Source organism: Bordetella tumulicola, assembly GCF_054779135.1.
Map to the genome: position 1 here is coordinate 48,852 of NZ_BAAGYU010000008.1, position 13,026 is coordinate 61,877.

General features: G+C 59.5%; 14 protein-coding genes. 10 read left to right on the forward strand and 4 right to left on the reverse strand.

Features of this window, described 5'->3' with window-relative positions:
• Positions 1-30 precede the first annotated feature (30 nt).
• On the reverse strand, positions 31-1,176 hold the full coding sequence (locus ACYVDM_RS15460; RefSeq protein WP_415792447.1) for an aromatic ring-hydroxylating oxygenase subunit alpha: 1,146 nt from the start codon (positions 1,174-1,176) through the stop codon (positions 31-33).
• A gap of 291 nt (positions 1,177-1,467) precedes the next feature.
• A complete protein-coding gene (locus ACYVDM_RS15465) occupies positions 1,468-2,529 on the reverse strand; it encodes an acyltransferase (RefSeq protein WP_415792446.1) in 1,062 nt (353 codons plus the stop codon).
• Between the two features lie 192 nt (positions 2,530-2,721).
• On the opposite strand from ACYVDM_RS15465, the gene ACYVDM_RS15470 reads away from it, so the two are divergent.
• The 9 genes from ACYVDM_RS15470 to ACYVDM_RS15510 all read left to right on the forward strand — a co-directional run bounded on the left by ACYVDM_RS15470 (position 2,722) and on the right by ACYVDM_RS15510 (position 10,042).
• Positions 2,722-2,988: an exodeoxyribonuclease VII small subunit gene (locus ACYVDM_RS15470; protein ID WP_415792445.1), complete on the forward strand. Its 267-nt coding sequence runs from the start codon at positions 2,722-2,724 to the stop codon at positions 2,986-2,988.
• A 4-nt stretch (positions 2,989-2,992) separates the two neighbouring features.
• Positions 2,993-3,904, forward strand: coding sequence for a polyprenyl synthetase family protein (locus tag ACYVDM_RS15475; protein WP_415792444.1), 912 nt, complete (start codon positions 2,993-2,995; stop codon positions 3,902-3,904).
• A gap of 8 nt (positions 3,905-3,912) precedes the next feature.
• Positions 3,913-5,793 carry a 1-deoxy-D-xylulose-5-phosphate synthase gene (gene dxs / locus ACYVDM_RS15480; protein ID WP_415792443.1) on the forward strand — a complete coding sequence of 627 codons (1,881 nt, stop codon included), beginning with the start codon at positions 3,913-3,915 and terminating at the stop codon, positions 5,791-5,793.
• 182 nt (positions 5,794-5,975) lie between these two features.
• Complete coding sequence (gene folE2 / locus ACYVDM_RS15485; RefSeq protein WP_415792442.1) at positions 5,976-6,773, forward strand: GTP cyclohydrolase FolE2; 798 nt, start codon at positions 5,976-5,978, stop codon at positions 6,771-6,773.
• A gap of 233 nt (positions 6,774-7,006) precedes the next feature.
• On the forward strand, positions 7,007-7,390 hold the full coding sequence (rpsF, locus tag ACYVDM_RS15490; protein WP_415792441.1) for a 30S ribosomal protein S6: 384 nt from the start codon (positions 7,007-7,009) through the stop codon (positions 7,388-7,390).
• Between the two features lie 36 nt (positions 7,391-7,426).
• Complete coding sequence (gene priB, locus ACYVDM_RS15495; RefSeq protein WP_415792440.1) at positions 7,427-7,750, forward strand: primosomal replication protein N; 324 nt, start codon at positions 7,427-7,429, stop codon at positions 7,748-7,750.
• A 74-nt stretch (positions 7,751-7,824) separates the two neighbouring features.
• On the forward strand, positions 7,825-8,097 hold the full coding sequence (gene rpsR / locus ACYVDM_RS15500; RefSeq protein WP_094822013.1) for a 30S ribosomal protein S18: 273 nt from the start codon (positions 7,825-7,827) through the stop codon (positions 8,095-8,097).
• A gap of 14 nt (positions 8,098-8,111) precedes the next feature.
• The gene (rplI, locus tag ACYVDM_RS15505) at positions 8,112-8,567 is read left to right on the forward strand and encodes a 50S ribosomal protein L9 (protein ID WP_415792439.1); all 456 of its coding nucleotides are present in this window, start codon (positions 8,112-8,114) and stop codon (positions 8,565-8,567) included.
• A 101-nt stretch (positions 8,568-8,668) separates the two neighbouring features.
• Positions 8,669-10,042, forward strand: a complete 1,374-nt coding sequence (locus ACYVDM_RS15510) for a replicative DNA helicase (protein ID WP_415792438.1) — start codon at positions 8,669-8,671, stop codon at positions 10,040-10,042.
• On the opposite strand, the gene ACYVDM_RS15515 is transcribed toward ACYVDM_RS15510, so the two are convergent.
• Entirely contained in the window at positions 10,032-10,832 is an 801-nt protein-coding gene (locus ACYVDM_RS15515; protein WP_415792437.1) for a BPSS1780 family membrane protein, read from the reverse strand. The two genes, ACYVDM_RS15510 and ACYVDM_RS15515, sit on opposite strands and share 11 nt — an antisense overlap.
• Before the next feature lie 56 nt (positions 10,833-10,888).
• Positions 10,889-11,857, reverse strand: coding sequence for a homoserine kinase (locus tag ACYVDM_RS15520; RefSeq protein WP_415792436.1), 969 nt, complete (start codon positions 11,855-11,857; stop codon positions 10,889-10,891).
• A 161-nt stretch (positions 11,858-12,018) separates the two neighbouring features.
• Between ACYVDM_RS15520 and dusA the strand changes: the two genes are divergently transcribed.
• Entirely contained in the window at positions 12,019-13,020 is a 1,002-nt protein-coding gene (gene dusA, locus ACYVDM_RS15525) for a tRNA dihydrouridine(20/20a) synthase DusA (protein WP_415792511.1), read from the forward strand.
• The last annotated feature ends 6 nt before the right edge of the window (positions 13,021-13,026 follow it).

Consider the following 13,026-nt stretch of genomic DNA (forward strand, 5'->3'; position numbering starts at 1 on the left):
CTTGTTGGTCGAGCAGACAGCCTACGAGGATCAGGTTTCCTGCATGACGCGCCGATACCACTCATGAAAGTGCTGCATGCCGTCTTCCATGGGAGACTGGTATGGCCCCGATTCGTTGACCCCGCGTAGCGTCAATGCCTTGCGACCGGCATCCATGCGCTCGGCGATTTCGTCGTCCTCGATGGCTGTTTCCATGTACGCTGCGCGCTGCGCTTCGACAAATTCGCGTTCAAAAGCCGCGATTTCCTCGGGGTAGTAGAACTCGACCACGTTCACGGTTTCCTGCGGGCTCTTGGGGTACAGCGTCGAGAGCACGAGGACGTGTGGATACAGCTCGATCATGTGCGTCGGGAAATAGGTTACCCATACCGCACCGAAATCGGGAGCATCGCCGTCGCGGAACGTCAGCAAGCGATCATGCCATTGCTTGTATACGTCCGAACCAGGCTGGGCCAGCGCGTTGTGCACGCCGACTTTTTGCAGGCTATACCAGTCGTTGAACTCCCAGGTCAGGTCGTCGCAGGTGACGAAACGACCCAGCCCGGGGTGGAACGGACCCACGTGGTAATCCTCTAGATAGACCTCGATAAAGGTCTTCCAGTTGTAGTTGCACTGGTGAATTTCGACGTGATCCAGGACGTAATCGCCAAAGTCGAATTCCGGGCGCGAAAACAGCGGCGCCATGTCCGATGCAGGATCGCGCGGGCCTTCGAAGAGCAACCCATGACAATCGCGCAAACGGTACTTCTGCAAATTCATGCAAGGCGTTTGCTCGAACTGAGGCGCGCCCAACAACTCGCCTTGGTTGTTGTACGTCCAGCGGTGCAACGGGCAGACAATATTGCCGCCCGTGGCTTTCAGGTTGCCTTGCGTGTTGCCGTGGCCTGTCACATTCCCCGTTTCGCCGCCGAGCATCAATGCCTGACGGTGCCGGCAGACATTTGAGATGAGTTCAACGCCGTGCGGGTTGCGAACCAGCACGCGGCCTCCGTTTTCTTGAGGCAACGTACGCCAATCGCCGATCTCCGGCACCAGTTTTTGGTGTCCGACGTATAGCGAAGATTGGTTGAAAATGAGTTCTTGCTCGCGCTTAAAGCGGGCTTCGTCAAAGTATGCATTGACGGGAAGCTGGGTACGAGCTGGCACAACGTGCGCCATCCGACCAATGTCGGTCATGATTCCCTCCGCCAGGATAAAAAAGCCAGTACGGGCAGGGTTTCCGTGCTGGCGCGAAGAAAAATCGGTCCGGCCGATCAAACGTTGCAGTCTACTCCATTCATGCGATAAGAGGGGCCTAAATCAGGTGAAAACAAGAGGCGAGCTGCAAAAACAATGACAAATTACTGACAGTTTATGTAAGAAACACGCCATAAATGCCAAACAGGTATCCGGGCCGCGTGCACCCCGGATTTATACGCAGGGTTCCTACTCAGACCTCGTCCTGGTCACGGTCAGTCACCAATCAGGCTAGACCAGTTTTCGCGTGGTCGGGTGCTGCCTCAGCAACCAGCAGCAAGCCGCCGACAGCCCGAATACGGCAAGTGTTTGCAGGGGGACACCCCAAACGGCGCCCGCGCCGTTGGCCATCGTGCCTGAGCGATCGGCCAGATCCAGAAACAGCGGGTGAATCAAGTAAACACCAAACGTCAGCGGCGCCAGGGTGGACAAAGACGGGACGCGCGGCGTGTTCATAATCCATTGAAGCGCCGCTAGGGACATAAACGGCACGGTAATGCTGAAGTAGTCGTAGAAGTACAAATTCAGGCGGCCGGCCTCAGAGAACGTAAAGACGCCCCATGCGGTTGCCAGCACACTGAGCGCCAGGATCAGACCGGGACGTGGGATGCGTAGTTCCCCGTCGAAAATCATGCGGCCCGCGACGAAATAGCCCAGATAGGGCAGGAACCAGGTCAGAAAAAATCCTTGACCCGTACCCAGCGCCTGGCGATACAGCGCATCCAGGATCGCGACGCCCAAGATCCCAACGACCCATAGTCGGCGCGCGGCGGGTTGGCTGCGGTGATACAGCGCGCGCACGAGCGGGGTGAACAAATACAGCCCCACAATCATGTACAGGTACCACAGGTGGTAGTACGGGGCGCCTTCGGCGACCTTGCGGGGCCAAAACGATAAGTCCATCTGTCCATTGTCCCACCAGTCCAGCAGGCTGCGCCATGCCAAATAAAACAAGGTCCAGAAAATCAATGGCGCGCAGATGCGCGCGGCGCGCCGCTGATAGAAATGTCGAGCATCCTGGGGTTGCTTACGGTCCAGGAGCAGGGCGCCGCTGACCATGACAAAGACCGGCACGCACCAGCGGACGGCCGAGTCATAGAGGTTGGCGGCGAGCCAGTCGCGGCTGCCATAGGCGTTTGCATCGGAGACGGCTTGTGCGGCGCAGTGCAGCAGTACCACCGCCAATGCGGCTAGCCATCGGGCGGCGTCAAGTCGGGCCAGGCGATCGCCAAGGGAGGGACCGGCAAGACCAGACCCGGCGGGAAGTGTTACGGGATTCAAACGTTCAGACATGCATTTACCTTAGCAGCGGTGCCCGAAGTGAATGTTTCCAGCCGTTAATCCTGGCGTGCAAACGCAAACAGACCAGTCGATAGGGCGGACGGCGCGGCTTTTTGTTGCAACCGCTACAACTCGGCAGGTAGCGTTCGTGATCTCGTACAATTCACTGATTAATGATTTGCTTTCCTGCGCTCGGAGCCCCGCTTGGCCACTTCTTCGAATACTGATCCCCAACAAGACGATCGTCCTTTGCCCCAGGACTTCGAAACGGCGTTGGCTGAGCTCGAAACACTGGTTGCCGCCATGGAGGGAGGGTCGTTGCCGCTTGAGCAGTCGCTGGCCGCCTATCGCCGCGGAGTCGACCTCACCCGGATTTGCCAGGAGCGTCTGGCGCAGGCCGAGCAGCAGGTCAAAGTCCTCGAAGACGGTTTGCTGCGACCGCTGGATCCTCATGCGCTCGACGACGAGTAACGGAATGACTCGACAACATATTGCCTTTGCGGAATGGCTGCAGGGGCGTGCTCAACATATCGAAACCGTACTGGATGATTGCTTGCCGGCGGTCGATACCCAGCCTGTACGTTTGCACGAAGCCATGCGCTATGCGGTGTTGGGCGGCGGCAAGCGCGTGCGGGCCGCACTCGTCTATGCAGCGGGCCAGGCGTGTCCGGTCAACGGCAGCACGGTGGCCTTGCAGGCCTCGATGGATCGTGCGGCCGCGGCCGTCGAGCTTATTCACGCGTATTCGCTGGTGCACGACGATCTGCCGTGCATGGACGACGACACCTTGCGGCGCGGTCGTCCCACGACACATATCCAGTTTGACGAAGCCACGGCCATGTTGGCCGGCGATGCGCTGCAGCCTCTGGCCTTTGAACTGCTGGCGGAAATGCCGATCGCACCTGCGCTCGTCGTACAGGCGACGCGCGCCCTGGCGCAAGCAGCCGGCAGCCTGGGAATGGCGGGTGGGCAGGCGATTGACTTGCATAGTGTCGGTCGTTCGCTGTCTCGCGATGAATTGCAGACTATGCACACTATGAAAACCGGCGCTATGCTGGCATGTAGCGTGGCGTTGGGCGGCATTGTGTCGGGGGCCAGTTCGAGCGCCCGCGGCGCACTGGACGACTATGCCCAGGCGATCGGCCTGGCTTTTCAGGTAGTCGATGATATTCTCGACGTCACCGCCGATACCGTCAGTCTGGGCAAGACTGCAGGTAAAGACGCTGCCGACAACAAGCCAACGTACGTCTCGTTGCTGGGCCTGGACGAGGCGCGCGAACTGGCCGAAGCCCTGCGCACTGCCGCTCACGCGGCATTGATTCCGCTGGGTGATTCCGCCTCGATGCTGGCTCGCTTGGCCGACTACATCGTACTCAGAGATCGCTGATACCGAGCATGACGACAGAAATACTGGACCGTATCCAAACACCGGCGGATTTACGCCAATTAGACCGCCGCGAGCTCAAAGGCCTGGCGCAAGAGTTGCGCGGCTTTGTGCTGGAATCGGTATCCAAGACGGGCGGCCATTTGTCGTCGAATCTGGGTACCATCGAGCTGACCGTGGCGCTGCACCATGTCTATGACACGCCGCACGATCGCATCGTGTGGGACGTGGGGCACCAGTCCTATCCGCACAAGATCCTGACGGGCCGCCGCGCGGGCATGGCGCAGTTGCGCCAGGCCGGCGGCATCTCGGGTTTTCCCAAGCGCAGCGAGTCGGAATACGACGCTTTCGGTACCGCTCATTCGTCCACCTCGATTTCCGCCGCGCTCGGCATGGCGGTCGCATCGCGCAATGCCGGCGTGCATCGTCAACATATCGCGGTGATCGGCGACGGGGCGATGTCGGCAGGCATGGCCTTTGAGGCGATGAACAATGCCGGCGTTACGCCGGACATTAATCTGCTGGTGGTGCTCAACGACAACGACATGTCGATTTCGCCGCCGGTGGGGGCGATGAATCGCTATCTGGCCCGCCTGATGTCGGGGCAGTTCTATGCGACGGCCAAAAACATGGGGCGTGCGGTGCTGCAGCATGTCCCGCCCGTCCTGGAGTTCGCTCGCCGCATCGAGGGGCATGCCAAGGGAATCGTCACGCCCGCGACGCTGTTCGAAGAGTTGGGTTTCAATTACGTGGGGCCCATCGATGGCCACGATCTGGACGCGTTGGTTCCCACTTTGCAAAATCTGAAGGCCTTGCCGGGCTTGCAGTTCCTGCATGTCGTGACGCGCAAGGGGCAGGGCTACAAGCTCGCCGAAGCCGACCCGGTGCTGTATCACGGGCCGGGCAAGTTCGATCCCGCCGTAGGCATTCAGCAGGGCAAGCCCTCGTCGCGCAAGACCTTTACGCAGATTTTTGGCCAATGGCTGTGCGATACCGCCGCGCAGGACGAGCGTTTGGTGGGGATTACACCCGCAATGCGCGAGGGCAGCGGGCTGGTCGAGTTCGAACAGCGTTTTCCGAGTCGCTATTTCGATGTGGGCATCGCCGAGCAACATGCCGTGACCTTTGCGGCGGGGCTGGCCTGTGAAGGACAGAAACCGGTGGTCGCCATTTATTCGACCTTTTTGCAGCGAGCCTACGATCAACTGATTCATGATGTGGCGCTGCAAAATCTGGACGTGACCTTTGCGCTGGATCGCGCCGGCCTGGTTGGGGCCGATGGCGCGACGCACGCCGGCAATTACGACATTGCCTATCTGCGTTGCATCCCGAATATGGTGGTGGCGACGCCCTCGGACGAAAACGAGGCTCGGCTACTGCTGTCGACCTGTTACGCGCACGTGGGCCCCGCTTCGGTGCGCTATCCGCGCGGCGCGGGCTGCGGGGCCGAGATTGCCTCGGGGCTGGAGACGGTGCCAGTCGGCAAGGGGATCGTACGCCGCGAAGGCCAAGGCATTGCCATTCTGGCTTTCGGCACCTTGCTGCAGGCAGCCCTGGGCGCCGGGGAGGCCCTGGGCGCCAGCATCGCCGATATGCGTTTCGTCAAGCCGATTGACCGTGAGTTGATCCTGGACTTGGCCGCTCGCCACGACGCCATTGTGACGATCGAAGAAGCCTCCATCATGGGTGGAGCAGGCAGCGCGGTCACCGAGTTGCTGCACCAGGAGGGCATCAGCGTGCCGGTGTTGCAACTCGGCTTGCCGGACCAGTTCATCGATCATGGTGACCAGGCGACGCTGTTGGCCGGGCTTGGCCTGGATGCGACGGGGATTGAGCGCTCCATCCGGGCGCGTTTTCCTATGCGGCATGATGTGTCTGCGGCCGCTTCCTGAGCCGCGGTAATGAGGCTTTTTTGGGGGCTTTGGCCCGGTCGGCCTGAAGCGGTGTAATCCGGTCCAGCCTACTGCCAGGAGGGTTTTCCCTGCCCTCCAGCCGTCTTTTCGGTAATAATGGCTGCCTTGACATATTTCAGGGCGTAGATGTTTTCTACTTTTTTGCCCTGACAGGTAACTCTATGAATTCTCCGATCGATTCCGCCCTCGTGATGCCCGATGTCCAGAGCTCGGCTGATACGCGGCACATCCAGATTCAGCGTGTAGGCATCCGTGGTGTGCGGCATCCCATGTTGGTGCAAGCCGCCGACGGCACGCCTCAGGCGACCGTGGCAAACTGGACATTGACGGTTGCGCTGCCCGCCGAAGAAAAAGGCACGCACATGTCGCGTTTTGTGGCGCTGCTGGAAAAATACCGCAGCGTGCCAATGACGCCGGCGTTATTCTCGACCATGGCGCGCGAAATGCTGCCGTTGTTGCATGCCGAGCGTGGCGATATCACCGCGGCGTTTCCGTACTTCATCAACAAATCGGCTCCGGTGTCGGGTGTGCAAAGCCTGCTCGACTACGAGGTGCAGTGGATCGCGCGTGCCGCAGGCGACCAGGTCGAGTTTGAGTTGGTAGTGCAAGTGCCGGTGACGAGCCTGTGCCCGTGTTCCAAGGCGATTTCGGAATACGGCGCGCACAACCAGCGCTCGCACGTGACGGTGTCGGCCGTGTTCCACGAAGACGTGTCCATGGATCGCATCATTCGCCTGGTTGAAGACGAGGGTTCCTGCGAATTGTGGGGTCTGCTCAAGCGTCCGGACGAAAAATTCGTCACCGAACGCGCCTATGACAATCCCAAGTTCGTCGAAGACCTGGTGCGCGATGTGGCGGCTCGCTTGACGGCCCATCCCGGTGTATCGCGCTACCGCGTCGAGGCCGAAAACTTCGAATCGATTCACAACCACTCTGCTTACGCCGTCGTAGAGGGCTAAGCCGTCGCGTGGCAGGGGTTGGGTTTTACCGTACCGTTGACCTCCTATGGTGGTCGCGGTGCCGGTCAGTGTGCCTGCGTTCTTGCGCAGAACGGAAAAATCGGCAATAATCAAAGGCTTTCTTGCTCGATTACTCATGGTTTTTGTGGGTAGCGGGCTGCCCCTTGCGGGGCGGTGTGTGGGGTTTTTGCCCGCCACCGCGCCTGGCAAGACATCCTCAAGGAGTTTTACCTATGCGTCACTACGAAGTAGTGTTCATTGTCCATCCGGACCAAAGCGAGCAAGTGCCCGCCATGGTCGAGCGCTACCAGGCGCTTGTCAGCGGCCAAGGCGGTACCGTGCATCGCCTGGAAGACTGGGGTCGCCGCCAACTGGCTTACCCCATTCAAAAGCTCGTCAAGGCTCATTACGTCTGCCTGAACATCGAGTGCGGCCAAGCCACGCTGGATGAGCTCGAGCACTCGTTCCGCTACAACGACGCTGTTCTGCGCCACCTGGTCATCAAGACCAAAAAGGCCCAGACCACGCCCTCGATCATGATGAAGTCGGTCGAGCGCGAAGAGGCCCGCAAGGCCAGCGCCGAAACTGCGGCCCCTGCTCAGGCTCAGGCTCAATAACCCGGCAAGACTGTTGTTTTCACCACGTATCGGCGGATGAATAACCTGGAACTCAGCGCTCGCGTTCTCGAATGCGGACCTCTGCGCCATACCCCCGCCGGCGTGCCAGCACTGGAAATGCTGCTGGCTCACGAATCGGAAGTCGTCGAAGCAGGCCATCCGCGCCGCGTCGAACTCACGATAACCGCCGTGGCCATAGGCGATCTAGCGCAACTGTTGGCCGGCACCCCTCTGGGGACCGAGTTGCAGGTACAGGGCTTTTTGGCCGCTGCCCGCAAAGACTCGGTAAAGGTCAAGCTGCATTTGCAGCGGGCCCGTAAGGTTGCTGGTAGTGCAGGGCACGACCCGTTGGTGGCATAGCAGGCGACTCGGATTCAGACACAAGATTTTGGGCAAGGGTAACCCCCCGGCCCAGCTAGACTAAGAGGCACATCATGGCTTTCTTCGGAAAACGCAAAGAAAAACGTAAATTCACGCAGCAGAACCCGCTGTTCAAGCGTCGTAAGTTCTGCCGCTTTACCGCTGCTGGTGTTGAAGAGATCGATTACAAGGATCTGGATACGCTGCGCGACTTCGTGCAAGAAAACGGCAAGATCATCCCGGCTCGTTTGACCGGCACCAAGGCTCACTACCAGCGTCAGCTGGACAGCGCCATCAAGCGTGCGCGCTTCCTGGCCCTGTTGCCTTACACCGACAACCACAACTAATCCGGGGCACTGAAATGCAAGTTATCCTGCTCGAAAAAGTCGTCAACCTGGGCAACCTGGGCGAAGTCGTCCGGGTGCGTGATGGTTACGCCCGCAACTTTTTGATTCCTCAGAAAATTGCTCGCCGTGCGACCACCGCTGCGCTGAAGGAATTCGAAGTCCGTCGCGCCGAACTGGAAAAAATCCAGGCCGAAAAGCTGGCTATCGCCGAAGCCTTGAGTGGCCGTCTGGCCGATTACCAAGTCAAGATCCAGCAAAAGGCCGGTGTTGATGGCCGTTTGTTTGGTTCCGTGACCAACGCTGACATCGCTGACAGCCTGAAAAAGGCCGGTTTCGATGACATCGAAAAAGCACAAGTACGTCTGCCCAATGGCCCGCTGAAGGCCGTGGGTGAATATCCCATCCAGCTCGCGTTGCATGCTGACGTGGTAGTTGACGTGACCGTGCTGGTCGAAGGCGAAATGGTCTAAAGCGCCAGCGCGTTTTACACCTAGTAAAAAAGCCGGCGAGGGTGCCGGCTTTTTTGTTTTTTGCCGCTATGTGCGCCGCACAAGGTATATAGTTCTCAGTCATGAATACTCCTGCTGATTCCCAATTAGATTATCTACGCGTCCCCCCGCACTCTGTGGAGGCCGAGCAATCGGTCCTGGGAGGTTTGATGCTGGATAATGCCACCTGGGATCGCATCGCCGATGTTCTGTCCGAAGAAGACTTCTATCGTCACGACCATCGGCTGATTTGGCACCATATTGCGCGCTTGATCAGTTTGGCGCGGCCGGCCGACGTCATTACCGTCAACGAGTCTCTCGTCAGTGCGGGCAAAGCCGAAGATACCGGTGGTTTGGCTTATCTGAACGCGCTGGCGCACAACACTCCGTCGGCCGCCAATATTCGCCGCTATGCCGAGATCGTGCGCGAGCGCGCGATGCTGCGCAAGCTCGTCTCCATTGCCGACGAGATCTCCGCGGCGGCACTGAATCCCCAGGGCAAAGAGGCTCGCCAGTTGCTGGACGAGGCCGAGTCCAAAGTCTTTAAAATCGCCCAAGAGGGCGAGAAGGGGACTGACGGCTTTCAGGAAATCCAGCCGTTGTTGACGCAAGTGGTCGAGCGCATTGACGAGCTCTACCATCGTGACTCGGACTCCGATGTGACCGGGGTGCCGACCGGATTTACCGATCTCGACAAGATGACGTCGGGTTTGCAGCCTGGCGATCTGGTGATTGTGGCCGGACGTCCCTCGATGGGTAAAACGTCGTTCTCGATGAACATCGGCGAGCACGTGGCGATCGAGCAGGGGTTGCCGGTCGCGGTATTCTCGATGGAAATGGGTGCGGTGCAGTTGGCGATGCGTATGCTGGGTTCGGTCGGGATGCTGGATCAGCACCGTATGCGTACCGGCAAGCTCGTAGCCGATGATTGGCCGCGTGTGACGCACGCCGTGCAGTTGATGCAGGATGCACAAGTTTATATCGACGAGACCCCTGCGCTCAATGCCATGGAAGTCCGCGCGCGTTCGCGTCGCCTGGCGCGCCAGTGTGGGCAGTTGGGCCTGATCATCATCGACTATATGCAGTTGATGGCAGGCAATGGCGGCGGGGAAAACCGCGCCACCGAAATTTCGGAAATCAGCCGTTCTCTCAAGGGCTTGGCGAAAGAGTTGAATTGCCCGTTGATCGCGCTGTCGCAGTTGAACCGCAGTCTGGAACAACGGCCCAACAAGCGTCCCGTGATGAGCGACCTGCGCGAATCAGGCGCCATCGAACAAGATGCCGACTTGATTCTGTTTATTTATCGTGACGAGGTTTACAACCCCGATTCGCCCGATAAGGGCACGGCCGAAATCATCATCGGTAAACAGCGTAACGGGCCCATTGGCAGTGTACGCTTGACCTTCCAGGGCTCGAGCACGCGCTTTCTGAACTTTACGGGTGCGCCTATGTATTGATCTCGTTGATGTCCGGGTGGGCGTGTGTATCCTCGATGCCGAATACCGAGGTATAGGCAGGATAGAAACTACAGTACAGCACGCCGCTTGCCGCGATATTGAACGGGATCTGGATGGTGCCGGCGAGTTCTGGTGACAGGCCGATGCTGACCAGTATGCCGGCGCACAGATCAATAAACAGAAATATCAGCACCCAGCTCACGCCATAGACCAGAAAGGGCCATTTATTGCGCCAGCAGGCAATACCTGAAAAAAACAGGGCCTGGGTAATGCGCAGGCCATGCCATGCGACCAATGGGGGCGCGTGCCAGAACAGCGAGGCGATCACCATATATATCACGCCGAACAGTATCAGCGGGACCTGCATGGCACTCAGAAAGGGGGTCAGGTCTTTTTCGATCGAGGCGATGCGCATGCCTTCGGTCAGCGCGCTTGAAAACGGTAAAAACGTCAAGAGACCCGCGGTGATGCTCAGCCCGGCATACAGAGCCCCGATGATCATCATTTTCTTGAAGACGCCAGGTCGGGTCAGGGGCTGCGGCCACATAGAGGGCAGCATGATGCGCCCCGCCTCGATATGCTTGCAGGCCGAGAGCGTCATCAGCGTGACCACTGGCATCAGTGCCACGAAAAGCAAGGGGCCTACGGGCGGCGTGAAGCTGGCAAACATCACCAGCAGGCTGATGGCCAGGGCCCAGGTAAAGACGGCGAGGGGTTGCTTGATGAACAACTTCAGGCCGTCTCGTACCCATTGCCAGCCATAGGTTGCGGGTAAGAATGCTGCTTGCATAAGTCTCGGTCAGGGGCAAAAGAGAAGGTTACAGTCCATTATGCGTGTCATTGCTTTCAGGGCAAGGCAGGCAAGTCTTCACGGTGGCGCGCCAGCAACACTCGTTCGAAATGGCGTGGGTCATGCGGCTTGAGCGTCTGGGCCGGCCGGGGCAGGAAATAGTCATAGAGGCGCGACACCCAGAAGCGCAGCGCCGCAGCGCGCAGCATGGTCGGCCAGACCTGCCGCTCCGCGTCGGTAAAGGGGCGCTCGGCGGCGTACGCCTGCAGCCAGGCCTGCACCTTTTCAGGGATGAACACGCCGGTCTCCCGTTCAACGCACCAATCGTTGACACTCACTGCAACATCGAACAGCCAGGTGTCGCACCCGGCAAAATAGAAATCGATAAAACCGCCCATGAGCGGGTTTTCAAATGTACCGGCAAACAGGACGTTGTCGCGGAACAGGTCGCAGTGAGCCGGCCCGACCGGCAGGCTTTGCCATTCAGGGCTTTGGGCCGCCTGTTGTTGCGCATCCAGTTCCTGGGTCAATAATCGCGTCTGGGCGGGATCGAGAAACGGCAGGACTTTGGGGGCTGTTTCGATCCACCACGCCAGGCCCCGCAAGTTGGGTTGCCGCAGGGGGAAGTCGCGGGCGGCCAGATGGGCGCGCGCCAGCGTGGCGCCGGTCAGCGCGCAATGGGCCACGCCAGGCGCAGGCTCATAGCCCCCCGGCAGGCGCGTCACAATGGCGCAGGGTTTGCCATGTAGCGTGGTCAGCCGACTGCCATCGCGCAGCGTCTGAGGCTGGGGCACCGGTACGCCGCGCGATGCCAGATGATGCATTAGCTCGATGTAAAACGGCAATTGAGCCTGGGTGAGTACTTCGAACAGGGTCAGCACGTACTCGCCACGTGTCGTTACCAGGAAGTAATTGGTATTCTCGATACCGGCAGTGATGCCGCGTAGCGACACCAAGTCACCGAGGTCAAAATTGGCCAGCAAGGCCCGAGCGTCGTTGTCGGAAACAGAGGTGAAAACAGCCATGGATCAGCGAGTAGGGTTGGGCGTTGGGTGGGCGCCATGGAGATGCGCCGCCTTGAGATGCGCGACAATTTTAGTCTACGTACCGCTCGAGCCTGCGTCGAACGCTTCCGATATCGGCTAACGCCGTAAAATACGACATCTTTTTCGTGTATTGACTAATGTTGAACCCCTCCGATTGGCGGCTGTGTGTCGCTCCCATGATCGACGTGACGGACCGGCACTGCCGCTATTTTCATCGGCTGCTGGCACCGCGCGCTCGCCTGTACACCGAGATGATCACCACCGGTGCACTGTTGCATGGCGATGTCGGGCGTCATCTGGATTTCGACGAGACGGAGCATCCCGTGGCGTTGCAATTAGGGGGAAGCGAGCCCGAGGCCTTGGTGCAGGCCGCGCGGCTGGGCCGGCAATGGGGCTATGACGAGATCAATCTGAACTGCGGATGTCCGTCAGAACGGGTGCAGCGTGGCGCTTTTGGTGCCTGCTTGATGGCCGAGCCAGCGCTGGTGGCGGATTGCATCAAGGCGATGCAGGACGCCGTTGATATCCCGGTGACAGTCAAGCACCGTCTGGGTCTGGACTATGACGAGTCTTATGGTTTTGTCCGCGATTTTGTGGGCGCCATTCACGACACCGGTTGCCGGGTATTCATCGTCCATGCCCGCAACGCCGTGCTAAAGGGACTGTCGCCCAAAGACAATCGCGAGATTCCTCCGCTGCGTTACGACCTGGCCGGGCAACTCAAGGTGGATTTTCCCGACAGTATTTTCGTCCTTAATGGCGGCCTGGCTGATGCGGCGGCGTCCGTCGCCGCGGCGGAGGAGTTTGATGGCGTGATGCTTGGGCGGGCGGCGTGGCATACGCCGCGTGTGCTTTCAGAGGTGTCGATGCAGCTCTGGCCGTCGGTCCGTTTACCGACGGACGCGCAAGTCGTGGATGCCATGGTGACGTACGCGGCCGCCCAGGTAGCGCGAGGTGTGCCGCTGAGGGTAATGACGCGCCCTTTGCTGGGTCTGGTCAACGGTCAATCGGGCGCGCGTCGCTGGCGGCGGATGCTGTCGGATCCCGCACGCCTGGCGACCAACGAGGCGGGACTGATTTACGACGCGTGGCGCAGCTTGCTGGGCCAGATGCGCGAACAGCCGGTTGAATTATCTCAGTAGCTCGTT